The 22,867-nt window shown below is 51.8% G+C and carries 22 protein-coding genes; 15 read left to right on the top strand and 7 right to left on the bottom strand.

Features of this window, described 5'->3' with window-relative positions:
* From ACKGJP_RS20320 to ACKGJP_RS20285, 8 genes are all read left to right on the top strand, one after another.
* Positions 1–672, top strand: coding sequence for a FlxA-like family protein (locus ACKGJP_RS20320; RefSeq protein WP_409340637.1), 672 nt, complete (start codon positions 1–3; stop codon positions 670–672).
* A 141-nt stretch (positions 673–813) separates the two neighbouring features.
* On the top strand, positions 814–1,563 hold the full coding sequence (locus tag ACKGJP_RS20315) for a metallophosphoesterase family protein (RefSeq protein WP_409340636.1): 750 nt from the start codon (positions 814–816) through the stop codon (positions 1,561–1,563).
* A gap of 167 nt (positions 1,564–1,730) precedes the next feature.
* The gene (locus tag ACKGJP_RS20310; RefSeq protein WP_409340635.1) at positions 1,731–1,982 is read left to right on the top strand and encodes a YolD-like family protein; all 252 of its coding nucleotides are present in this window, start codon (positions 1,731–1,733) and stop codon (positions 1,980–1,982) included.
* Between the two features lie 202 nt (positions 1,983–2,184).
* A complete protein-coding gene (locus ACKGJP_RS20305) occupies positions 2,185–2,547 on the top strand; it encodes a hypothetical protein (protein WP_409340634.1) in 363 nt (120 codons plus the stop codon).
* A gap of 122 nt (positions 2,548–2,669) precedes the next feature.
* A complete protein-coding gene (locus ACKGJP_RS20300; RefSeq protein WP_409340633.1) occupies positions 2,670–4,094 on the top strand; it encodes an ABC transporter substrate-binding protein in 1,425 nt (474 codons plus the stop codon).
* Positions 4,087–4,968, top strand: a complete 882-nt coding sequence (locus tag ACKGJP_RS20295; RefSeq protein WP_409340632.1) for a carbohydrate ABC transporter permease — start codon at positions 4,087–4,089, stop codon at positions 4,966–4,968. Before ACKGJP_RS20300 ends, ACKGJP_RS20295 begins: the two co-directional genes overlap by 8 nt.
* A 13-nt stretch (positions 4,969–4,981) precedes the next feature.
* Entirely contained in the window at positions 4,982–5,860 is an 879-nt protein-coding gene (locus ACKGJP_RS20290; RefSeq protein ID WP_409340631.1) for a carbohydrate ABC transporter permease, read from the top strand.
* A gap of 18 nt (positions 5,861–5,878) precedes the next feature.
* The gene (locus ACKGJP_RS20285; protein ID WP_409340630.1) at positions 5,879–6,997 is read left to right on the top strand and encodes an efflux RND transporter periplasmic adaptor subunit; all 1,119 of its coding nucleotides are present in this window, start codon (positions 5,879–5,881) and stop codon (positions 6,995–6,997) included.
* Positions 6,998–7,008: 11 nt separating this feature from the next.
* Here ACKGJP_RS20285 and ACKGJP_RS20280 read toward each other — a convergent pair whose 3' ends face one another.
* Together ACKGJP_RS20280 and ACKGJP_RS20275 are read right to left on the bottom strand one after the other, a co-directional pair.
* Positions 7,009–7,338, bottom strand: a complete 330-nt coding sequence (locus tag ACKGJP_RS20280; RefSeq protein WP_409340629.1) for a hypothetical protein — start codon at positions 7,336–7,338, stop codon at positions 7,009–7,011.
* Positions 7,338–9,500: a PrsW family glutamic-type intramembrane protease gene (locus tag ACKGJP_RS20275; protein WP_409340628.1), complete on the bottom strand. Its 2,163-nt coding sequence runs from the start codon at positions 9,498–9,500 to the stop codon at positions 7,338–7,340. Before ACKGJP_RS20275 ends, ACKGJP_RS20280 begins: the two co-directional genes overlap by 1 nt.
* Before the next feature lie 385 nt (positions 9,501–9,885).
* Between ACKGJP_RS20275 and ACKGJP_RS20270 the strand changes: the two genes are divergently transcribed.
* The 6 genes from ACKGJP_RS20270 to ACKGJP_RS20245 all read left to right on the top strand — a co-directional run bounded on the left by ACKGJP_RS20270 (position 9,886) and on the right by ACKGJP_RS20245 (position 16,502).
* Positions 9,886–12,045 carry a DNA topoisomerase III gene (locus tag ACKGJP_RS20270; protein ID WP_409340627.1) on the top strand — a complete coding sequence of 720 codons (2,160 nt, stop codon included), beginning with the start codon at positions 9,886–9,888 and terminating at the stop codon, positions 12,043–12,045.
* Between the two features lie 98 nt (positions 12,046–12,143).
* Positions 12,144–13,064 (top strand): L-lactate dehydrogenase, encoded by a 921-nt coding sequence (locus tag ACKGJP_RS20265; RefSeq protein WP_409340626.1) that lies wholly within the window; start codon positions 12,144–12,146, stop codon positions 13,062–13,064.
* 181 nt (positions 13,065–13,245) lie between these two features.
* Positions 13,246–14,082: a YitT family protein gene (locus ACKGJP_RS20260; RefSeq protein WP_409340625.1), complete on the top strand. Its 837-nt coding sequence runs from the start codon at positions 13,246–13,248 to the stop codon at positions 14,080–14,082.
* 156 nt (positions 14,083–14,238) lie between these two features.
* Positions 14,239–15,021, top strand: coding sequence for an SDR family NAD(P)-dependent oxidoreductase (locus ACKGJP_RS20255; protein WP_409340624.1), 783 nt, complete (start codon positions 14,239–14,241; stop codon positions 15,019–15,021).
* 302 nt (positions 15,022–15,323) lie between these two features.
* Positions 15,324–15,770, top strand: a complete 447-nt coding sequence (locus ACKGJP_RS20250) for a GNAT family N-acetyltransferase (protein ID WP_409340623.1) — start codon at positions 15,324–15,326, stop codon at positions 15,768–15,770.
* Positions 15,771–15,875: 105 nt separating this feature from the next.
* Positions 15,876–16,502 carry a LysE family translocator gene (locus tag ACKGJP_RS20245; RefSeq protein WP_409340622.1) on the top strand — a complete coding sequence of 209 codons (627 nt, stop codon included), beginning with the start codon at positions 15,876–15,878 and terminating at the stop codon, positions 16,500–16,502.
* A gap of 222 nt (positions 16,503–16,724) precedes the next feature.
* Here the strand turns inward: ACKGJP_RS20245 and ACKGJP_RS20240 are convergent, their stop codons facing one another.
* From ACKGJP_RS20240 to ACKGJP_RS20220, 5 genes are read right to left on the bottom strand one after another with little or no spacing between them, the layout of a single operon-like run.
* On the bottom strand, positions 16,725–17,744 hold the full coding sequence (locus ACKGJP_RS20240) for a GtrA family protein (RefSeq protein WP_409340621.1): 1,020 nt from the start codon (positions 17,742–17,744) through the stop codon (positions 16,725–16,727).
* 6 nt (positions 17,745–17,750) lie between these two features.
* Entirely contained in the window at positions 17,751–18,710 is a 960-nt protein-coding gene (locus tag ACKGJP_RS20235) for a phosphodiester glycosidase family protein (RefSeq protein WP_409340620.1), read from the bottom strand.
* A gap of 44 nt (positions 18,711–18,754) precedes the next feature.
* Positions 18,755–20,635 carry a carbohydrate-binding domain-containing protein gene (locus ACKGJP_RS20230; RefSeq protein ID WP_409340619.1) on the bottom strand — a complete coding sequence of 627 codons (1,881 nt, stop codon included), beginning with the start codon at positions 20,633–20,635 and terminating at the stop codon, positions 18,755–18,757.
* A gap of 27 nt (positions 20,636–20,662) precedes the next feature.
* Complete coding sequence (locus tag ACKGJP_RS20225) at positions 20,663–21,346, bottom strand: DUF4956 domain-containing protein (protein WP_409340618.1); 684 nt, start codon at positions 21,344–21,346, stop codon at positions 20,663–20,665.
* Positions 21,339–22,082, bottom strand: a complete 744-nt coding sequence (locus ACKGJP_RS20220; protein WP_409340617.1) for a polyphosphate polymerase domain-containing protein — start codon at positions 22,080–22,082, stop codon at positions 21,339–21,341. The genes ACKGJP_RS20225 and ACKGJP_RS20220 overlap by 8 nt, the downstream gene beginning before the upstream one ends.
* Before the next feature lie 230 nt (positions 22,083–22,312).
* Here ACKGJP_RS20220 and ACKGJP_RS20215 point away from each other — a divergent pair, with 230 nt between their 5' ends.
* Entirely contained in the window at positions 22,313–22,828 is a 516-nt protein-coding gene (locus ACKGJP_RS20215) for a GrpB family protein (protein WP_409340616.1), read from the top strand.
* The last annotated feature ends 39 nt before the right edge of the window (positions 22,829–22,867 follow it).

Below are 22,867 nucleotides of genomic sequence, written 5' to 3'. Positions count from 1 at the left end.
ATGGCAATTGCACCGGTGTCGGGCAAATCGAATGTTAGCTTTCCGCTATCGAATGATAATGGCATAAAACAGCTAGAGAAACAGAAAATTCAATTGCAGGAACAAATACAAAAAACGAACGAGAGCAAACTCGATCATAAATCGAAGCAAGAACGAGTGAAACAGCTGCAAGAGCAAATCCAACAAATTGATGTGCAAATACAGCAGAAGCGAACAGAAAAGCTAAATGAAAACCAAGAAACGAACCAACAAGCCAAGAGCGTCCCATCCGTTGCAGACGTTACTGATGCGGGAAGTTCTTTAGCCGGTATGTCGCACCTCATTCAAGCGAGCACTACCTATTCCCAATCTATCACGATGAACAAGACCAAAAACAGCTTGGTTGGAAAAGGGAAAGTTCTAGAGAGCGAAATCAAATTTGATGAAAAGAACGGTAACGAAGCGAAATCAAAGAGAGCGGAGCTTCAAAAGATACAATCCAGAGAACGGATGCTTGATCAAAAAACGGGTGAAACGACACAAGCCGTTCAAAATCAAGTTAATAAAGCGGCAGAAGCGGAAGGTGAAAATAGCAATCGTGAAGTTGAAGGAAAAAATCCGGAAGCTAACGATGCTCCTATCACGATAAGCGGAACCGATCAACGTTACAAGAGAGTCGATATTCGGATATGAGGTCATTCCTTCCTCGGATCAAAAAATAAGAGTGCGAATAAAGCCGCCTTTCGGGCGGCTTTATTGTAGTCGATTGACTCCTGCCGATTCATTTATGATAGAATCTACGTAAACTTTTTTAGGCGGCAGGGGGGCGTTTGCATGTTAATAGGCAAAAATAAACGAACGCTCGTTATATCCGACGTGCATGGTTGTTACGACGAATTCAACGAGCTGTTGACGATGACCGATTACGATTCCGAATCCGATCAATTGATTCTTCTGGGGGATTATGGGGATCGGGGGCCACGAAGCAGAGAAGTGATCGAGCAGGTTCGCAACCTGGTGGAACGGCACGGCGCAATCGCATTGCGCGGCAACCACGATCAAATGTTTCTTGATGCGCTGCTTCACAACAAAGACTCCGGCTTCTTGCGAAATGGCGGGTTTGCTACCATTCAAAGCTACTGCGAGCTGGATTTTGACGAGTATGATTTTGATTATGATCGATATTTCGATGCAAAGGCAGATATTATTAACCGTTTCCGGCAGCATATCGATTTTCTTCAGACGTTGCCGCTTTACTATGAAGACGAGCAGCGAATATACGTGCATGCGGGAATCGACCCGGCTGTCGGTGAGAACTGGCGGGCACAACCGCCAAGAGATTTTATTTGGATAAGAGACGCTTTCTACAATCATCCCGTAAAAGTGGGTAAAATCGTTGTTTTCGGCCATACGCCGGTCACTAAACTGCATGAATCGGCAAACATCTGGTTTGGAGACGATAAAATCGGCATCGATGGAGGATGTTGTTTTGGCCGGCAATTAAATGGTTTGGAAATTACGGAAGCAGGGGAGTACAAGGCCTATTCGGTAGTTTCCCGCATGCCGGCGATTCGGACATCGTAATGACGCCGTATGGCGGCGTGTGGAGAAGGGGATCCAGGTCGCGTCAGCGCTAAATACGTGACGTTATGCTATAATGTAGTGTGCTTTAAATGAGATACGGCAAGCGGAAAACCCAAATTCATACAGAGAGTTTTCATTATTGCATCATACAGGCGGGAGGAAAAAGTGTGGCAAAGGCAAAAGTAGCGAAACGACCAACCAGAGATGAATTTGTGTTGGAGGAGATAGGCAATCAGTTGGTTGAAGCCAAACAGGAAAATTCCGAAATCGTGCTGACGGTGTGGGGAGTGGAAGAGCACGTACGCGGGCAAATTGTAGCGATGGATTCCAGAACCGGTAAAGTGCATGTCGAGCGTTACGGGCAAATTTCGAAAGTTCCGTTCATGGATATTATGAGAGTGGATTACCCCAGAGACTAGAGCGGATCTTGTAATGCTCATACCTTTGATGCAGGCAGGTGAAAAGGGATGTACTTTCAGTTTCTGCTCCTGGCTTTGGTGACCAACGCTATGATTGGCAGGTTGATCGGAACGAGATTGAGTTTTGTCAAGCAAGCGGCAGCATCGTTGATCAGCGTGACCGTAACGTCTGTCGTTTTTTGGTTCACCTATATGCGTTATAATGAGTCGACCGAGCCGGGCATTCAAGTGGTGGCTGATCAGTATGGTCATCGTCTCCATGCTGTTCTACCTGCTGTTCGAAAAGTTCGATCCGATTCCTCTGGGCGAGCGGGGCGAACGGCTTTCCGAATCCAAAAACCCGCTGGCGAGACTGCTCGCCTGGTGGCGCGGGCAGCGCCGGTATATGCAAGGGGTTATGATCAGGGGAAGAAAAATATCATGCGCCGATTGTCGAACACACCACCTAGTGGTGTGTTTTTTCGTGCTCGGCCGGATTCGGAGGCACCGAGGCTGGTTACAAAAAATTTACAAGTTAGCGATAAGTCCGATACAAGTACAGGGTATAACCAAAGAAGCGGTTTGAATGTATCGGTGGGAGAACGAGTGAGCGGACAGCGAAGTTGTGCTTGGCCGTACTTGGCGATATCCGCCGCTTACATTTGAACGGCTAGTTGACTAATCACAGGACAAGGATGGGGATGAAAAATGAACAAACCGAAATATCGGATCGGACTCTTTTTGAGCTTGGTCATGCTAGGGGCATCGGCGTGCAGCTCAAGCCCGAACAGCGGCAGCCAAGAAGGAGCATCCGTGCCGGATATGGGAATGGCGGGGGAGATTGCCTCTCCTCAAGTGACGGGGATGCCGCAAGACAACCCCGCAAAAGGCGGGAAAGCGACGATCGTGTTCTCCACCTTTTGGCCGGATGACGGATTGAAGCAAGCCAAGATGAAATATGAAGCCGCTCATCCGAATATAACCATTGATCTGCAGTACGTGCAGACGGACGATGAACATACGGAAGCTGAGCTTAAGAAATACATAACGGCGACGAATACGGCCATGCTGTCAGGCAAAGGCCCTGACATGCTCTCGCTGGATATGCTGCCGAGCGAGAAATATGTGGGTCAGCATTTGCTTGCCGATCTCAGCGGGATGCTGAAGAAGGATCCTTCGTTCCTCAAGGGCGATTATTTCAACAATATACTGGAGAGCAGCCGGACCGGCGGAGGCCTTTACAGCTTGCCGCTCGCGTTCTTCCTGAACGTCTTGATCGGGGACGAAGCAGCCATTAAGCAAGCCGGCGTATCGTTCGATGATAAGAAGTGGACATGGGACAAGTATGCCGAGACACTCCTGCAAATGAACCAAAAAAGAACGACCCACGAGGGGGGCGGCGGATTTCCAGGGGCGATGCCTGCAACAGGACCGGAAGCCATGCAGTCGCTGCTGACCGAAATGGTGAAAGAAAACTATCCCCGTTTCGTCAATGAGGATAGCCGCACGGCAAGCTTCGACTCGGCGGCATTCCTCGATATGATGGGGCAGGTGAAGAAGATGTTCGATGACGGCGTCTTCGCGGAAGGCCGCGCCAGCTCCTATTTCAATCCCCAGAATGTGAATTCGGCTTGGGACTATCTCGTTTCGGTTAAAGAGAGCGGCAAGCAAGCGAAATTGTACGCCAAGCCTCGTGCGGAGGGAACGGCTGCCGGAGGCTACTTCTATCCCTATAAAATAATAGGAATCAATGAGAAATCGGCGGTGAAGCAAGAGGCGTGGGATTTTCTCCAATTCCTGATGTCGGAGGAGCTGCAGCTGGCGCCCGAACGCGCAGGGTTTCCCATTAATAGAAGGGTATACGAGAAACAAGTGGAAGATCTCCTGGCAAAAGGAACGATCAAAGCCTACGAGGAAGGTCCCCTGCAAGGACAGGCGTTCCCGGTCGATCCTGCGCAGATCAAGCTCTTGGAAGGTTACTTGTCGGAAGCGATTCATTCCGTTGCATTCCAGCCGTCCAAGATCGAAGAAATCGTTTTGAAGGAGTGCCAAGCCTACTTCAGCGGTCAGAAATCGGCAAAGGACGTGGCCAAGCTGATTCAGAACAAGGTCACGACCTATTTAAATGAATAAATGCCGTTTGCCGGCATGGCTGAGTAAGGATGGAGTAGCAGCGTTGATCTTCTTGGCGCCCAGCGCAGCCGGCTTTATTCTGTTTTACCTCATCCCGTTTGGGATGGGGATCGTTTACTCGTTTACAGACTCGACGATCGACGGATCGTTTGTTGGCTTAGATAATTATGCGGCTCTGCTTGGCAGCAGGTCGTTTCGTAAAGCGGCGGCCAACACGCTGCTCTTTACGGGTGTGAGCGTTCCTCTGCTTATTATGTTGTCCCTGGGCCTTGCCATCCTGTTGAATCGGCGGTTACCCATGCGGAATTGGCTGCAGACGTCTTTTATCCTGCCCCTTGTCGTGCCGGTCGCTTCGATCATCATGGTCTGGCAAATCTTTTTCGATTGGAACGGCACCTTGAATGCCTGGATGCACAGTCTTCATCTGGGCAGGACGGATTGGATGCAATCGGAAGGCTCTATGGGGGTACTGGCATTCTTGTATGTCTGGAAAAACATCGGGTACAACATGATCTTGTTTTTGGCCGGACTTCAGGCGATTCCCAGCTCGTATTATGAAACGGCACGGATCGAAGGAGCGGGCAGGCTGCAGCAGCTGTTTCACATCACTCTCGTTTATTTGACGCCTACGATGATTTTTGTCGTACTGATCTCGATCATCCATTCGTTTAAGGTATTTCGGGAGACCTACCTGCTGGCAGGCGATTACCCGTATGATCGCATTTACATGCTACAGCACTATATGAACAATATGTTCTTTTCGCTGGATATTCAGAAGCTTACAGCGGCTGCCACGCTCATGGTCGGCGGTATCCTTATTTTGGTGTTCGCCATGCTGGCTATTGAGCGTTGGTTCCAGTCTTTTATGGAATGAGAGGAGAAGCGGGATGAAGCTCTTGAAACGTATGCCTGCGATAGGACTTACCCTCCTGTTAGGGACAGGGGCGCTGATAACCCTCCTTCCAATCGTGCTGACGATTACGAATTCGCTTATGACAGAGCAAGAGATTGGACTCAATTATGATTTGCTCGGACAGATGACGAATGTAGCGGCAGGGGAAAAGGAACCCTTCGTGAATCTGAAATGGATTCCCGATTGGGTATCTCTCGATCAATATGCCGAGGTGTTGGTGCGAAATCCGAAGTTCCTTCATATGTTCTGGAATTCAGTGGGGATGGTCGTTCCGATCGTCGTCGGACAGGCCGCTATTGCATCGCTTGCGGCTTACGCTTTTGCCAAACTTCGCTTTCGAGGGAGGGACAACTGGTTTCTGTTCTATCTCTTGACGATGCTTATGCCTTTCCAAGTCACGCTGGTCCCGAACTATATCATATTGGACAAGCTGGGGCTCCTGAACTCGAAGGCGGCGATCCTGCTCCCAGGCATCTTCGGGGCATTCGGCGTATTCTTGCTGCGCCAATTTATGATCCATATTCCAGGCTCTTTAACGGAAGCCGCCCGAATGGACGGAGCGGGGCATGGTACGATATTCGTCCGAATCATGCTGCCGCTCATAAGGCCGGGGATAGCCGCATTAACGCTTCTCTTGTTCGTCGATTATTGGAATATGGTCGAACAACCGCTTATTTTCATTCAGGATGCGGTCAAACAGCCGTTATCGCTTTATTTGACCCAGATCGGCAAGGAAGCTCGGGGTGTCGTCTTCGCCGCGTCCGTGCTTTTTATGAGTCCTATGGTTTTACTGTTTCTATACGCGCAAACGAATTTCATAGAAGGGGTTCAGCTTTCCGGGATTAAGGCTTAGGGATCTGGAGGAATCGAATTGGAATTACAGACGAACGACGGAAGCTTAGCAAGCCGGAAACGCTGGCTTGGGCTACTTACCGGTTTACTAATCGCCTTGCTAGCGGTTTTTACTTTGCTCAGCAACACGCTATACGCTTTGATGCTGCCGAAGGTGACAACTCAGGCGGCCGGTCCGGGGCAGCTTGATCAAACCTTCAAAGGCAGCGCCGTCATCAAGCCGGTAGAGGTAAGGGATTTAACGGGACAATCGGGCTGGAACGTCACGAAGGTGCTGGTGCGGGCGGGAGACGGTGTCCGTCAAGGGCAATCTCTTGTCCAATACGACAACCCCGAAGCCATGCAGCAGGTTTTGCACGAGCAGGCTGCGCTGAACAAACTCCTATTGGCGGTAGAAAAGCTGGAGTACGACTATATCCAGGCGGAGCGTACCGAAGACAAGGGGACGGTCCTTGCCGCCAAGGCCGCTTTGGACAATACCAAGAGCGATATCGGCTTCCAACAGCAGCGCATAAGCGGCTTGCAGGCCAAACTAAGCGATTACCAAGTGATGAAGGCTCCTTTCGATGGAATTGTTGCAGCTGTGAATGCTAAAGAAGGAATACCCGCTAGCGCGGGCGGCGAACCGGATATCCGGCTTTCCAACAAGCAGCTGGGGTTTCAGCTTGACTTGAAGATTCCTTCGGATATAGCCGAAGGTCTTCCGATTGGCGGAACGATAGAGGTTCGCCTTCCCGGGCAAAACAATCGCGTCATGGAAGGTAAAGTTGCGAGCACGGAGCAAACCGATTCCGATGAATGGACGGTATTTCAGTTGACGGTCCTGCTGCAGGACCCGTCGCTTGCAAGCGGAGAGAGGGCAGAAGTGAAGATAACGAAAAAAGGAAAAGCGGATACGCTGCTTATCTCGAGCGCCGCCGTTCGAAAGGATCAGTCAGGCACCTATGTTTACACGGTCGAGGAGAGAAAAGGTCCGCTGGGCAACGCTTTCTACGCCCGCCGCAGGGATGTTACCGTAGTTAGCTCCAATGAGCATGCAGCCGCCGTCAGCACGGGGTTGTTCAAACAGGAAACCGTGATCGTAGAGAGCAGCGAACCGCTATTGGAGGGGAGACGAGTGCGAGTCCTGACCCAATAACCGACTCCATTTTATCCGATATAGACGACAGCTCCGTCACGCTGCAGCGCTTTGGGCAGCTCCGTCTGCAGCAATTGGACCCGGCTCGCCAGCTTTTCCATCCGTTCTCCGCCGGTTTGGCTTAAAGCCCACTCCTTTAATCGGGCGAGTTCATCCAGCACTGCAGGCAAATCCTCCTTCATGACGTCGATCCCCGTAGAGAATAGGGGCACCCATTGCAAACCTAATGCTTCCGCCGCAGGCTCCCAGCATTCCGCGAAGAAAGCCTCCGCCGCAACGGGCACATGAAATTGTTTCTCGAAACCATCGACGGGATCGGGTATAAATGCACTAATGGACATTACGGTTTCCCTCCAAATAGAACGTTAAATGTGTAATCCGGAAATTCCGTTCTCAATTGATTTAAGCTATTCTCGACGGCGCTCCGTAGCTCAGGGGTATCGCCATCCAGCCGGAAAACGAAGTCGCGGATCGACGTAATCTCCTGCAGATCGGGTACGTCGGGAGACCCGTTTGAAGTCGGACGGGTAGAGGCGGCTTTCTCGAGCAGGTTTTGAATCCGCGTACGCGTCTTCCCCAGTATTTGCTTATCGGCAAATTGCTGCGGCGTCTGCGCGGGCTGTCCCGTTCGCGGATTGATGCGATCTAGTCCTTTGGCTGTTTTATCTTCATAGAAAACGCCTTTCTCCAGATCGATTTCGTCGAACTCGCCCAGCGGATTTCCCCGATGATCGACAATTTCGACCTCGTTGTACTTTTTACCTGCCGTTGTTGCTTTATCGTCGCTCTCGTCTTCGGATTTATCTTTTTTCGGCGCATCTTCATCCGGCTTTTTCGGATTGTCCGGATCATCGGGATGCTTGCCGGGGCCTTTGCCGTCGGTTTTCGGAGGCTTATTCGGCACGTCGACATCCGGCTTCCGGGATCCCAGCTTGTCGAGGAGCTTGCGCACATAGCCTCGTCCTTTTTTGCCCAGCCATCCGAGTGCTTTGCCGAAGGGGATTCGGCTTAAAATAATGCCCGCTGCTACGGCTAACGCATTTTCGGGCGTGAGTATTTTCTTGGGGTCGCGAATATAGCCTGCAATCTCGTGTCCGCTGCCCGCGATTCCCGATACGGTCAGCGCAATGCCGAGGGCCGGCCAAAACCCGACGAACAGGAGCGAAAGCGCAAGGGCGCCGAGCACGATCGCGCCCTGCTCATACCACTCCAGCCGATCCCACCAATTTTGCAGCGAATCGAACATACAGGCAAAGCAAGCCGTCTCGTCGACGCCTGAGTAAGCCGTAAGGCTTGCAAACAAACCGGCGGCAAGCAGGATCGCCGCTAGACCAGTCAGCGTCTGATAAAGCAATTTCATCCTTTCCCGGACATGCTCCTGTCTGCCAACCGCTTCCTCATTCCCATAAAGCATCGTAAACCCCAGTTCCCGCCGCTCCCGGTAAAAACCAAGCCAATAAACGAATTTCCCTCTGTTCAAGCAAAGGGAGGAAAGGATGTTCCACAGCTCGGTGAAGGGATTGAGAAAAGGTTCGTTCGGCAGCCTCGGAAGCCGGTTCCGGACTTTGTTAAGCGACCAGTAATCGGCGAACAGCGAGCCTGCGATCATCAATAGGAACACCGGCTGCGTCTTATACCCGTTTCCGGTCCAGTCATGCAGGTCAAACAGCCAATCCGGCAATTTGTACTGGCCGTTATAGGCGGCATGATCCAGGATGGACCAGAGCAAGAGCAGCGCTGGGAACAGCAATACCCATTTCGTCCATCTTTGCCGCAGCCGGTAGGCGATTCCGCAGCCAAGCGCGATCAAGGCGGTATGTACGGGATGTCCGACGGTCATAAGCGAGGGCAGGAAGCTTTCTTCGAAACGGCCGGGAAAGAGGGAGAAGAAGTCCCAATGGATCGTTTCTCCGCCAAGCATGGTGTAGCTATACCCGTATTTATCCGCTATCATGCCGGAATTCAGCCAGCGGCGGGAGAGCTCCTCCATCAGTTGAAAGCCGACTCCCGTCCCCGCGCCGATGAGCGTATAATCGCTTAAGCTCAAGGAGGAAGCGCGGCGCGAGAAGAATAGAAAGAAGCCAAGCGGCAAGAGCTTCCACAGTTCCTCCAAAATCGGCGTTATGACGGCTACGGACCAGGTGTCGGAGGTTTTGCCGCCGAAGAGCGCATGGAGAGCATTAACCGTAAGCGTTGTAAACGGCACGACAAGGAATACGCCGGACAGGACGAATAGAACGACCGCTTTCCATGGTAGCGTTTTGCTCCGGCATAGGAACCAAAATTGCAGCAGGACATAGAACGACCATACATACTGCACCATCATGATGCGTGTTTCTTTTACGAAAAACAAGCTAGTGACAAATGCGATCAGCGAAAGCCACGACAAAATCAAATACGCCGCACGGATAAACGGAACTTTCGATATCCATGCTTGGCAAATCCGGTAGATGGCCTCAATAAGATCACGGAACCCGGTGCGAATGTGCCAAATCGTATTCATTTCGGTCTCCTCCGTTGACGGTCTGAAGCGTTCCACCGCGTGTGATAGGCAGGCATACACCAAATAATAACATGTATTCCCATAAGCGGCATAAGGTGCTAGAATCATTTTCCGCTAGACTACTTTCGCCTAATCATCTTGCCTACCCCTCTAATAGTCCTCGGCGCGCCAGGCCTCATTTAAGCTAAAAGTCACACGCATTTACAGCAAAAAAAGGGTCTTGCAGGAAGAATTCTACCGATGATTGTTCGATTGCTCGGCAAACGAGTTTCTTCCTAGTACTATGCTTACGAAGTCGCTTTCGCGTTTCGGAACGGCGGAACCGATTATCAATCAAGATATGATATAATGACGAGCAGAGATTACAAGTTTGGGGGAAACGAAGATGAAATCGCTGGTTTTAGCGGAAAAACCGAGCGTTGCCAAAGAAATCGCGCGCGTGCTCGGCTGCACCAATAAACAAAAGTCCTATATGGAAGGGCCGAAATATATCGTGACTTGGGCGCTTGGCCATCTGGTCGAGCTTGCGGAGCCGGAGGATTATGACCCGAAATACAAGTCGTGGAACCTCGAGGACCTGCCCATTCTGCCAGGCAAAATGAATGTGAAGCCGATCCGCGAAACCTCGCATCAATTCCGGGCGGTGTCGGATTTGTGCAAGCGCGGCGATGTAAGCGAGCTGATCATTGCGACGGACGCCGGGCGTGAAGGCGAGCTCGTCGCCCGCTGGATCATGGAGCTGGTGAAATGGCGCAAGCCGTTCAAGCGGCTCTGGATCTCGTCGCAGACGGATAAGGCGATCGCGGAAGGCTTCGCCAAGCTGCGGCCGGGAGCCGAGTACGATAATCTGTACGCGTCGGCCGTATGCCGGGCGGAAGCGGATTGGCTGATCGGCCTCAATGTGACGCGGGCGTTGACCAGCAAACATAACGCCCAGCTTGCCGCCGGGCGGGTACAAACGCCTACGCTCGCGATGATGATGGTAAGGGAGCGCGACATCCGGCGTTTCGAGCCGGTGCCTTACTGGACGGTGACGGCGGAGCTTGCAGCCGGATTTACGGCGATGTGGCGCGGCGCGGACGCTCAGGACGGTCGCTTATTCGACAAGGCGAAGGCGGAAGCCCTCGTGGTCAAGGCAGGCAGCGGCAGCGCGGCGGTGTCCCAGCTTAAGACGACGGAGAAGTCGGAGCCTCAGCCTCTCGCCTACGATTTGACGGAGCTGCAGCGCGACGCGAACAAACGGCTAGGCTTCTCCGCCAAGCAGACGTCGTCAGTGCTTCAGCGTCTGTATGAACAGCACAAGCTGGTGACGTACCCGCGCACGGATTCGCGTTATTTGTCCTCGGATATGGTACCGACGCTCAAGGGGCGTCTCGAAAGCATCGCAGTCGGACCATACGCGCCGCTTGCCAAGCCGCTGCTGCGCAAGCCGCTTCCAGTCACGAAACGGATCGTCGACGACAGCAAAGTAACCGATCACCATGCGATCATACCGACCGAGCAATGGCTAAACTTAGCCGCGCTCAGCAACGAAGAGCGGAAGCTGTACGATCTGATCGTCCGGCGCTTTATCGCGCTATTCTATGCGCCTTACCGGTACGATGAGACGAGCCTGACGCTTACGGTGAACGGCGAGTCGTTCCATGCCAAGGGACGCGTGCAGAAGGAAGCGGGCTGGAAGGATGTGTACGGGACAGGCTCGAGTCTGACAGCCGATGACGACGATGAGGAAGGCGAAGAAGCGGAGCGGCGCCGCGAGGAGAAATCGTCGCAGACGTTGCCGCCGCTGCAGCAGGGGCAATCGCTTCCGGTCAAACGATTGAGGCTTGGTGAGCATAAGACGAAGCCGCCAGGGCGATATACGGAGGCGTCGCTGCTGACGCAGATGGAGAAGTACGGACTAGGCACGCCGGCGACGAGGGCCGACATTATCGAGAAGCTGCTGTCCACCGACACGATCGAGAGGCAGCAAAGCCTGCTTGTACCGACCGGCAAAGGTCAACAGCTGATCGACCTGGCGCCGGAGGAGCTGCGCGCGCCGGAGCTCACGGCCGAGTGGGAGCGCGAGCTGGAGCGAATTTCGCGCGGCAAGGGCGATCCGAAAGCGTTCATCGCCGGCATCCGCGAGCAGACGGCCAAGCTTGTGGCGGGCGTGAAAACGAGCGGAGCAGTCTATAAACCGCACAACCTGACGACGTCGAAATGCCCGGAATGCGGCAAGCCTATGCTAGAGACGAAGGGCAAGCGCGGCAAAATGCTCGTATGCTCCGATCGCGAATGCGGCCACCGCAAAGCGCTTAAAGCGGCACTCTCGAACAAGCGTTGCCCGCAGTGCCGCAAACGGATGGAAATTCATACGGGCAAAGGCGGCAAATATGCGCAGTGCCGCCCTTGCAATCTAATCGAAATGCTGGATGACAAAGCCGGCGGACGGGCGAATCGCAAAGCGCAGCAGCAGCTTGTCCAGCAGTACGGCAGCAAGGAATCGCTCGGTTCTAGCCTCGGCGACGCGCTGCTTGCCGCGATGCAGAAGCGGGAAGAGTAACCTAAACCGGACTGTGACAAATGTCACATTAAGGAAAAGGGAGCTGTGCTATTTTTATGAGCATGAACCCTAAACGGATATGACAGGAGACGAGTAAAATGAAAAAAACGAGAATCGTCGTGATCGGATCCGGAGCGGTCGGTTCGACGACCGCCTATACGCTTTTGCTCAGGAACCGCGCAGACGAACTGGTGTTGATCGACGCCAATCATCAAAAAGCGCTTGGCGACGCGCTGGATATGAATCATGGCATGCCTTTCGTTGGAGGCGCCAAGCTGTGGGCAGGGACATACGAAGATTGCCGGGAAGCCGATATTATTATCATCGCAGCGGGGGCGGCACAAAAGGAAGGGGAATCCCGGATCGATCTGCTGAAACGGAACGTCTCCATCCTGGATGCTATCGTCGGCGAGGTTTTGAAATTTAATTCGGCAGGCATTTTGCTTATCGCCTCCAATCCGGTAGATATCATGAGTTATTTTTCATGGAAGAAGGCGGGATGGCCGGTCAACCGCGTGATCGGTTCCGGTACGCTACTCGACAGCGCCAGGTTTCGCTATTTAATCGGCAATCGGTTGAATATCGATCCGCGCAGCGTGCATGCGCATATCATCGGTGAACACGGAGATTCCGAGCTGCCGGTGTGGAGCTTGGCGAATGTGGCCGGTACGGAACTCTCCATCAGTGAGGAGGTCAAGGCGGACATTTTTGCAAATACCCGGGATGCCGCCTATCAGATCATCAGCGCCAAAGGCGCCACCTATTACGCGATCGCGCTGGCGCTCGACCGGATTTGCACGGCAATACTTCGCGATGAAGGAGCCGTCCTCAACGTATCCACGCTACTCGACGAATATCATGGCATCTCCGACGTATATCTAGGGGTCCCTTGTGTCGTTGACCGCCGGGGCGTGAGAGAGGTGCTGAAGCTCAAGCTGTCCGAGGATGAAGTAAAGCTCTTACAAGTATCGGCCGATAAGCTCAAAGGATTGATCGGGTCGATTTCGATAGGCGATTAATTCGATTGGTTTGCATGAACGCAGCCAGACTTTTGAATAAAGACGCATCCATTTCCGTTTAGGAAGGATTGGCGTCTTTTGTTGTTTATGCTTCCTATCCCGATCACTTGGCTTCAATGGCCGGCAAATGGTATTATGGGGTATTGAAGATTATTTGCAGCAGCATGAGGAGACTTTTTCGATGATAAAACGAAGTATCGATATTGTTGTCATTATGGCGGGAGCGCTGCTTTTTGCCTTGGCGATCAATCTGTTCGTTATCCCCAACGAATTCGGCGAGGGCGGGGTAACGGGAATTACGATTATTCTATACTACCTTTTCGCTTGGTCTCCCGGACTTGTAAGCCTTATATTTAACTCGATTCTACTGATCGCCGGCTACAAATTTTTGGACAAGACTACGACGGTTTATACGATAATTGCGGTCGCTTTTCACTCGTTGTTTTTATACCTGACGGAGGATTGGCATATCGCTTCGGACGAGCTGACGATCAACGCCATATTCGGCGGCGTTTTCGCCGGCGCGGGGATTGGGTTGATTATTCGGGTCGGCGGGACAACGGCGGGGACGACCATATTAGCCAGAATGATGAACAAATACTTGGATTGGAATGTCAGCTACGCGCTATTGTTTTTCGATCTGATCGTCGCCTTTTCCTCGTATTTCATTATCGGCGCGCAAAGCTTGATGTTTACGATTGTGATGCTCTATATTGCTACGAAAGTAATGGATTTCATCATTGAGGGAGTCAATCCGAAGAAGGCCGTTACGATCGTTTCCAAAGAGCAGAACAAAATTGCGGAACAAGTCAATGTGGTCATGGAACGAGGCGTTACGGTCATTTATGGTCGTGGCTATTATTCCAAAACGCCGCAGGAGCTGCTGTACATCGTAATCAGCAAACAAGAAGTGAGCATGCTCAAAAAAATCGTCCGATCGATCGACAAGGATGCGTTTATTACCATTCACGACGTACGCGACGTGTTCGGGGAAGGGTTCCTCGATATTTCGAAGTAAAAAAGCTTTGATCACGCCCCATTCTCGGCGGCAGGATCAAGGCTTTTCGACTTTTTTGCCGTTAAGAATCCAGCAAGCTATCAATAATATGCAGCAGCTTGTTTCTATCCGCAGGACCGGCTAATGTAAAAGAAAATCGATAAGGAGTTGGACGCATTGGAACTGGGGTTAAAAGGGAAAGTTGCGCTGATTACCGGCGGAAGTAAAGGGATCGGCTTGCACACTGCGCTTCTTCTAGCCAAAGAAGGCGCTCGCGTAGCGATATGTGCCCGCAACGAAGAACAGTTGAGAGAAGCGGCCGCTTACATAACCGAACAAACAGGAACGGATGCATGCTATATTCAAGCCGATATGACTGTGCAGTCGGATTGCGAGCGGGCGGTAGCCCAAACGGCAGAGCGTTTCGGCCGGCTTGATATTTTGGTAAACAATGCGGGAACAGCAGCGGCTAGCGCATTCGATAAAGTGGGTACCGATCTGTGGAACCAGGATTTGAATTTGAAATTGTTCGGCGCCATCCATTGTTCCCGTGCGGCCTTACCGTATTTCCGCGAATGCGGCGGCGGATCGATCGTGAATATTGCGACATCGGCAGCCAAAACGCCCTCGGCTTCTTCGCTTCCGTCTTCTGTAAGCCGGGCCGCGGGGTTAGCGCTTACGAATGCGATGAGCAAAGACTTGGCCTCTGACGGGATTCGGGTGAACGCCGTATGCATAGGCTCCATCCGCAGCGAGCAGGTTGAAAAAGTATGGAAAAGAACGGCTCCGAATTCTACCTGGGAGGAGTTTGCCAAGGACCCCAGGCATGCGATTCCCCTCGGCCGGATTGGCAATACCGAGGAGGCTGCCAGAGTCATTGTCTTTCTGGCATCGGATGCGGCATCTTACGTTACCGGGACGGCCGTAAACGTAGATGGAGGAACCGGGGCGGCTCTCTAGAAGCGATAGAACGATTTTGTATGGGTCCCGACCCTCCTTAGTACCGAAATGTCTTCGCCGCAGGCGAAGGCATTTTCTGTTTGGGGTGAAGAAAAATCATCCCAAATCGGATCCTGAAAGGGAAGGAAGGATTTTATCCAAACAGGTTGAATTGAATATATTGGAATTCATTTCGATAGCTAGGGGAGTGATGCGGTATGAAAAATATCCTAAATACGGTGATTGTGACAAGAAGAGTTTCGTTTTAGTGCAGAGGAGTTCCTTTCATTCCTCTGTGGAGCCAAATACGGGAGGAATGTTCAGTGGGAGTTTTTCTAAAGCCAGTGTCTAGCGAGAATTGGTACGATTGTACCGAGCTGAAAGTCAAATCAGAACAACGTAATGTTTTTCCGGTGCCTGTCGTTTACTGGATTGCCGAATCGAAATGCGTTGATGATTTTGAACTGCGCGCAGTTTATTCGGACGATGAATTAGTCGGTTTCATTGTTTTTTGTAATAAGCCCGATCAAGACGGGAACTATTGGATTCCTGCTTTGATGATTGATGCAAAGCATCAAGGCAAAGGCTACGGGAAAGATGCGATGGCAAAACTAATTGCACTTATGGGTTCCATGAACTGCCAAAGAATCATGATCGGACACAGACCCGAAAACCAAGTTGCCGGAAACTTGTATGAATCCTTGGGGTTTAAAAAGGTCAGCGATGAAACGATCGACGGTGAAATCGTACGGTTGCTTCAAAGGACGTAAGGCATTACGGCGCCGGCGGTTCCGGTATAGACTCGTATCACTCCATACTGATATAATACTTGGATTAGAATTCAAAAGTATTGACGCCATTCGAGGGGAGGCAACATGTTCACTTTATCCACCATGATATCCTTCGTTGTTATCGTAGTCGGACTGTTTTTGATTCCGGGCCCGGCGGTACTTCTGACCGTCACTCGTACCGTTCAAGGCGGCAAAAAAGCGGGCGTTGTGGTCGGGCTGGGTATTGCGACCGGAGATTTCATTCATACGTTATTTGCTGCAGCGGGACTTTCCGCCATATTGATGACATCCTCACTCGCGTTCAACTTTGTGAAGTTCGCGGGGGCGGCTTACTTGTTGTATTTGGGTATCCGCGCGATTATAGAAAAGCCTGCAGACCCTCAATTGCCGAAGGTTTCCCCGATGACGGCTTTAAGCAGTTACGGTCAGGCCATTATCGTAGAAGTGTTAAACCCGAAAACAGCCCTATTCTTTTTGGCGTTTTTGCCGCAGTTCGTACATCCGGACCAGGGGGCTTCGTTTTTTCAGTTTTTAGTCCTAGGCTTACTCTTTGTGCTTCTGGGCGTGATCTACACGACGGTAATTGCCGTGAGCGTACATCGGCTGAAAAGGCTGATCATACGGATCTCTTGGCTGGGCCGGTGGAGCGGTAAGATCGTAGGAACCATATTTATCGGACTTGGATTAAAAGTTGCTTTTCAAAGCCGGTAACAGGTTCGCTTTGGCGATGGACGGGTTTATACCCAAAACAAAATCGAAGACTGCCGGCATGCCGGCAGTCTTTGTCAAAATTTAAGAATTTATATGTTTCACACAATAAGCGCTTATATTTCACCGGTAATCGCACGGCGTCATTAGACGCCGGCAGGCGTTTATCCTTGTGTAAACGGGCCGATTAACGGAGTACCGCCGATGCTTATGACCGCCGCAGCACTAGGAAAACGAATAAACAAACCTCCGCTGACACCAATAACTGAATAGAAACAATAAACATTCGGTCGCCAGCTTAGCCGGTACTAGGGGAATCTCGAGCATAGTATGAAGAAGGGATAGAAGGCCATAATTGAGCGCGAGAATCGCGGCTGCGAGCGAGTAATAACGTGCCGCCGACTTTACGACCGATCCCTTCTTCGGACGAGCAAAGACGAAGCGCCGGTTGATGGCGTAATTCGCGGCTGAACTCCCGAGTCTTGCACCGATGACGGAAACAAGCAGATTCGCGGTTATGACTTGAAGGAGCAAGAGGAGTACGAAGTCCAGAACGCCCGAGATGACGGAAGATGCGCAAAATTTCAGGATGGGCAGGTAAACGTTGAGCGAGTCTGCAATCGGCCGAAAATGGGAAGAACGATTCTCGTTCAAATAAATCGTATCGATCGGCAACTCCGCAATGCCATAGCCTTGAGCGGGAGCTTGGAGCAGAAGGTTCATCTCGTATTCAAACCGTTCGCCCGGTACTTGACATAACCAAGCAAGCATATGGCTCGGGTATCCGCGAAGCCCGGTCTGCGTGTCCCCAATGCCGATACCAGTCGCAGCATCGTAAATTTTGCTGGTAAGACGGTTGCCGACGCGGCTTCGTAGCGGCACTTTCCCCGTAAACCTTCGGCTGCCCAGAACAATGGTAGCCTCGCGGGCATCAATCGCCTGGCCGACGGCGACGATGTCCTTCGGCGCATGTTGTCCGTCGCTATCCGCGCAAACGACGCCCGGTGTCGATCCATGTTCCATAATATATTGAAAGCCCGTCTTCAAAGCTCGCCCCTTGCCCCTATTCGAAATATGGGTAAGCACGGTGCAGCCCGCGGCTTTAACGGCTTCGAAAATCCCGCGGAACTTCTCGCCGCTGCCGTCGTCTACGACGACGATTGGGGCATCCGTCATGGCCCGGAGTCGTTCGATCAGCCCGATCAATCGGTTATCGGGTTCATAAGAAGGAATCAATACGGTCACGATGGGTTATCCCTCCCCAAGATAAAGGATATCGCTTACGCCGCGCTCCTCTTGTTTGCCCTGCGGATTATTCACGACGCGGCCCTTAAAATACATCGTCGATGAACCGCCGCCATCCAGATTGTACGCTTCCTTGGCCCCGAGATCGGCAAACAGTTGAGCGAACTCGTTCAGCGTCATACCACGGCTGTCGCTCTGTCTGCCGTCCACGACGACGAATACGTAATGGTTCGGCGCGATCATCCCGATGCCAGTGCGGGGGTTCGCGTTCGAAATGGAACGATTGCCGAAGTTCGTATCGATCTTGACGTTGTTGAAGTCTTGCGCGAGTTGGCCGTTCTTGATTAACGCCGGACCGAACGAGAGCGTATGGAGGACGCCGTCGTCCAGCAGCGTTTGGGCCGAGACCTTTTGTTCATCGTAGGAGGCCATAGTTCCATCCTTGTAGAAAGCGACCGCGTCCCGGGCCGGTTCGTTCCGATACAGCGTGCCGTTACGAATGATGACGCCGTCGCCACGAAAACCGTAATAGTCGCCATTGATCGCAAAGATGGCTTGATGGTCGGCGGCGATGCCGGAGGTAGCTTCGACGATATTGCGCCCGAACTTATTTTTGGCAAAAGCGGACTGCAGCAAGGAAGCGTCCGACGTCTTGACGTCGGCTGCGTAATACGTAATCCGATCGCTGCCGGAGCCGGTAGAAACTTGTTTGATCGAGATGGTTAGATCATCGCTGCTGTAGTTCCAATCGTCGGATTTCACACTGGATGCGCTCGTATCGGCTTGATTTGGTTCGGATGCGGCAGTTGACTTGGCAGCCGTTTCCAGAGCGGTCACGACAACCTCGACATGTTCGATCAAATAACGATCGGCTAGCCGGTATAAGACGCCGCCCGCGAGAAGGGTGCATAACGTCACCGTCGTAAGGATGAATCGTTTTCGCCGGAGAGGACGCTTGGTTTTCAAAATCATTCCGCCGCCTTTCTTGAATAATGTTGTTCTGCGCGGCTCTAGGGTCTGCTTCGGCCTCCGCCCATTCCGGAGTTGCTGCCCCGGCCGCCGGGTCCCGCGCTGCGGGCGGTCGTGACCCCCGACTCATTCAACCAAGTCACCGAGTTACTTATGGTGAACTCGACTATTTTCGTTTCGCCGGAGTAGAGGACATAGGTCTTGCCTTTTTTCAAATCCGGTGAACTGATAACGATCGTTTGAAAAGCTTTTGCAGGCGTGACATCGGCAACGACGTTCCCGTCGCCGTCTTTCAGACGAACCGCGGTGCCTGCCGCTTGCGTTTGGGAATAGGTCATGAGAATAGACGATTGTCCGGATTCCTCGGACGGTGTCATCGCCATGCCGGCACTTCCTGCCGCGACAAGAGAGCCTCCGCTCATGTTGAAGGTGCCGTCATAGTCCAATGCTCCGTTGTTATTGGCGGTCGGACCGCTTACGAGTACGGTGCCGCCGGTCATAACGATCGAGCCGTTCGCATCCAATCCGTCGCCATTCGCATCCACTGTTATGGTGCCGCCATGGATCGAGAGCTTGCTGTTTGCCGAGGCGGCGAATTGGTTTTGTCCCGGCCGTCCTCCTAGGGAGGATCCGTCGTTGCCCCCTGAAACATTCACGCCGTCGTCGCTGGAGACGACGCGAATGATGCCGTCCGCGATCGTGATTTCCGAGCTTTCGATCCCTTCGTAGCTCTTGGCGATATCGATGGTTCCTCCCGCGATTTCGATTGAAGCGTCTGCGTGGAGCCCGTCGTCACCGGAGACAATCTTCATTTCGCCGCCTGACAGGACAATCGATCCGTTGCTGTGCACGGCATCGTCGCTGGAGTCGATCGAGAAGGTTCCGGCCGACACCGCAACGGTTGTTGTCGCTTTCAGCGCTTTTGCGCTTGGCGAATCCGTCTTAGTCGATTGTTGAGCGTTATTTTGACTTCCGCGCGGGCCTTGTTGATCGTTGCCTGTCCTCACCTTACCGTTAGCGCTGCCTCCGCCGGAAACAATCGTATAGGAGCCGCCGTCAATCCTTATGGCAGCAGCGGATTGCATGCCGTCGCTTCCGGCTTTGATGCGGAACGTGCCGCCTTCGATGGCGATGTTCCCTTTCGAAGATTCGGTATCGTTCGTCGTTTTGATCCCGTCTCCGCCCGCTTCGACGGAGAGGTTCCCGTCTTTTACGGCTACCAGGTCCCGGCCAATGACACCGTCGTCCGCCGCATATACCTCGATGCTGCCGCCTGTGATTTTCAAATCGTCTTTACTTGTCATACCGTCGTTAGCGTTGCCGTGAACGATCAGGGTCCCGGTTCCATTCACGGTAAGATCCGCTTTGCTGAAGACGGCGGCAGTCGGTTCGTCGTCGGAAGCTTCCGCTGAAGCTTTCTTTTCGCCATCCGAGATCCTGTTTTTCGAACCTTCTTGCAAAGTAAGGATCGCTTTGTCCGCTTCCTTGACGTAGATCGGGGCGCTGCCGCTGCTGTGAATGTCCACTCCGTTCAGAACGAGTCTTACCGTTTCCGTCTCCGCCACGTTGACCACGATTTGGCCGTCATCCCATGTTCCGCTTAGGACATAAGTACCTGGAGCCGTAATGACAACGGATTTGTCTTTTACTTTGGCTCCAGATCCGTCAATGCTCGCAGACGTTCCATTCAATCGAATCTCGACCGGGTTCTCCTTCGTCCAATCCGTCATTCGATCGTTTTCCTTGTAAGTCGCTTTCTCGGGTACGCCGGTTCCATTAGCCGTTTTTGCGGCTGACGTAGACACAGCCTCCAAAGCGGTTGGAGAAGAGGAGGGAGTAACGGAGGCATTGCCGTTGCAAGCGGACAAGAAGGCCGCCAAGCACAGGAAAGCGGCTCCTACTTTCGTTCGATCATGTTTCATCGGTATCTTCCTTTCCAAAATGGTCTACTATTCCGTCGTCATGGGACTCATGGTTAAGGCGATTTCCAGATTGCCGTTTCGGACTCGAATCGCGTCCAGGAATTCTTTTTGATTCGTGACGTGATCCATCGTAACCAGGTAAACCAATTCATAAAGGCTGCCTAATTCGGTCGTTCTGACCTTCTTGAGCTCGTAGGCAATACGGAATTTCTTGAACACCTCGTCGAATGCTTCTTCATAGCCCAAATCCTCGGGAATCGTGACCTTGAGCATAAGCTGAGTCGCTTTCTTCACTCCGAACCTGGTCATGCTCAAAATAAACATCAGCAGACAAAGACATATTGTAAACAATACGGCATAACCGAAGGATCCTACGCCGACGGCCAGTCCGGCCGCCATCGTGAGCAGGACGTAGGCGATATCTTTAGGGTCGCCGGGCGCGCTTCGAAATCGAATGATGGAAAAGGCGCCCGCCAAGCTGAAGGCCCTTGCGATGTTGCTCCCGATTAAGAGGATAATGACGGCTACGATTGCGGGCAGGATAACCATGGTCAGCGTGAAGTTCGGCGAGTAGCCGCTACGAAGGCTCGTCTTCATATAAGTGAAGCTGATGATCAACCCTAATGAGATGGAGATCAGGATGGTAAGTACTGCATGGGATAACGTTAAATCCGTCGTTGTTCCAGTCGAATTCAAAATGGACTCAAGCATATTGCGTGTCCCCTTGCCTGGTTTTGACGTGTCCTAAATATTTCTTGTATTCATTGCCGTATTTGGAAAAGCTGGCCCGAAACATCCGATGTTCCGATAGCATTTTCGAGAGCCACATAGGGATCGTTTGCTCGGCCTTCACTTCCATCAACCATCGTCCGGGTTCCAGCAAGGAATCGCCATGATCGCCGCTCTCCAGCTTTAAGTCGTATCGCCTGGATCGGATGTTCGTATCGAATGTAATCCTCAGATCGCGATTATCGATACCGAACAGGGCTTTCCGTTCATAAGCCAAGTACACCTTCGGCACCAGCTCGTATCGCTGCAGGAAGTAATGAATCTCATGAATCACTTGCTTGTTCATATAAGGCTTGAAATCGGGCTCGACGCCCGTTCGAACGAAAGCATAGGCTTCATCGAGCCGAAGTGCCGTCCGTCTTTTATTAACCAAGCCGAACACCTTTTTTTTCAGTTCCAGATACACGTTCGCGTCCGCTTCCGGTACGCCGTATGCTCGCAGACGAAGTTTTTCTTTGTACTTCGGCTTGGAGAGGCTTTTTCGAATTAGAGCGTCGTCCTGGGTATCGAAATAAATGTTGCTGATGGAGTAGAACGGATGCACCTTGTTGTATGCGTCGAGCACCATATAGTCGAGCAGCCTGTTGTAAATCCGGTGAAAGGCCGCATCATCCAGCAAATATTTGTTTTCGTAACGGTTGAATACCTCGATAGCCATGTGTCAGCTCCTTTTCCGCGTTCGGTTATGTAATGATTCGAAGTATATCCCCTCAAACTGAATCCGTTCTGAAAGCAAGTTGAAGGAATCATGAGTATTTGCTGAAAGACTACTGAATGTCTCGCGGTTCGGATTATGATCTGCGTTATGGACGGATATTTTTGGTATAATAGCTTTTTGGTGAAGCATTAGCTTGCGGGTCACTATCAATATTTAAGGGGGTTAATGAAATGAAGGTTGTAGTTACGGAATATAACGATAAATGGAGTCGAATGTTCATGGAAGAATCACGGGAAATCTCGACTATTTTTGGCGACGAGTTAGTGGACATTCATCATATTGGCAGCACTTCCGTTCCCGGACTGCACGCCAAACCGGTCATCGATATGATGCCGGTAGTCAAAGATATTGAAAGAATAGATGCTTTTAATAAACAAATGGCAGCGCTTGGCTACGAATGCATGGGTGAGTTCGGCATGAAAGGAAGAAGATATTTCAGAAAAGGCGGAGAGAATCGAACACATCAAGTCCATGTGTTCCAGGCGGATAACGAGGAAGATATTGTTCGCCATTTGGCTGTAAGAGACTACCTCCGAACGCATGACGAGGAAGCAAAACAGTATGGAAATCTAAAAGAAAACCTTGCCAAACAATTCCCTAAAGATATTGCGGCTTATATGGACGGGAAAGATGCGTTCGTTAAACAATTGGAAACAAAGGCTTTGCATTGGTATAGAAGCAGCTAGCCGTATCCGGAATTCAATCGTACTCTCCGCAACTTGATG

Source organism: Paenibacillus litoralis, assembly GCF_046244365.1.
In the GTDB taxonomy this organism is placed as follows: Bacteria; Bacillota; Bacilli; order Paenibacillales; family NBRC-103111; genus Paenibacillus_V.
The sequence above is the reverse complement of the archived record's forward strand: the minus strand, read 5'-3'. Positions and strand labels throughout refer to the sequence as shown.